Annotated in this window: 1 protein-coding gene; it reads left to right on the top strand. The window is 70.3% G+C overall.

Annotated features, from left to right (window positions below):
- Nucleotides 1-70 precede the first annotated feature (70 nt).
- Nucleotides 71-972 (top strand): IS5 family transposase gene (locus GRC12_RS44650; RefSeq protein WP_439959964.1). Its coding sequence is split into 2 segments (ribosomal slippage), with 900 coding nucleotides annotated over them: nt 71-469 and nt 472-972; the frame shifts between segments, so codons are not numbered across the junction. This gene is flagged as partial in the annotation.

Below are 972 nucleotides of genomic sequence, written 5' to 3'. Positions count from 1 at the left end.
CTAGGTCGCTTCTGATGGCTCTTGCTTGGGTGGGTGGATCAGTGCTCGGGCTGGGCAGGGGCGTCTTATGGTGCGGCGGCATGAACTGACGGATGCGCAGTGGCAGAGGATCGAGCCGTTACTTCCCGCCAACGGCAAGCCGGGTGGGCAGTGGGCCGATCACCGCACAGTGGTCAACGGGGTGTTGTTCCGTGCCCGTACCGGTGTGCCCTGGCCTGATCTGCCCGAGCGGTATGGACCGTGGCAGACCGTCTACGAGCGGCATCGCCGCTGGTCGGCGGACGGGACCTGGCAGCAGATCCTGGCAGAGCTGCAGATCGAGGCCGACGCCGCCGACCCCGACGGCCACCTGGCCAAGGCCCTCGAGGAGGAGGCACACCAGCGCTCCCGGGAGTGGGCGGTGAACATCGACTCCACTTCCTGCCGGGCTCATCAGCACGCGGCCGGGGCCCGCCGTCGGCCCCCGCGTGACTTCCCGCAAAAGGGGGCGGTGCACGTGTGGAGGCCGATGGGCGGGAGGCGCTGGGGCGCTCGCGGGGCGGACTGACCAGCGAGGTCCATCTGCTGTCCGACGATCGTGCCCGCCCGTTGACCTGGCAGACCTCGCCAGGCCAGCGGGGCGACAGCCCGATGTTCGTCGCCGTGCTGGAGGGCTTACGGATCCGCCGGCGGGGGCCGGGCCGGCCTCGCTGTCGTCCGGACCGCGTGCGTGGGGACAAGGCGTACTCCAGCCGCGACAACCGCGCCTATCTGCGCAGGCGGGGTATCAAGGCAACCATCGCCCAGCCCGATGACCAGCGGGCCAAGCGCCGGCGCAAGGGCCGGGCGGGCGGACGTCCCCCGGCCTTCGACAAGGCGCAGTACCGCCGACGCAGTGCCGTCGAGCGGTGCGTGAGCAAGTGGAAGCAGTTCCGCGCTGTCGCCACGCGCTACGACAAACGCGACTACATCTTCAACGGCACCCTGACCGTG

It is taken from the genome of Streptomyces griseorubiginosus (assembly GCF_017614965.1).
Lineage (GTDB): Bacteria > Actinomycetota > Actinomycetes > Streptomycetales > Streptomycetaceae > Streptomyces > Streptomyces griseorubiginosus_B.
The sequence above is the reverse complement of the archived record's forward strand: the minus strand, read 5'-3'. Positions and strand labels throughout refer to the sequence as shown.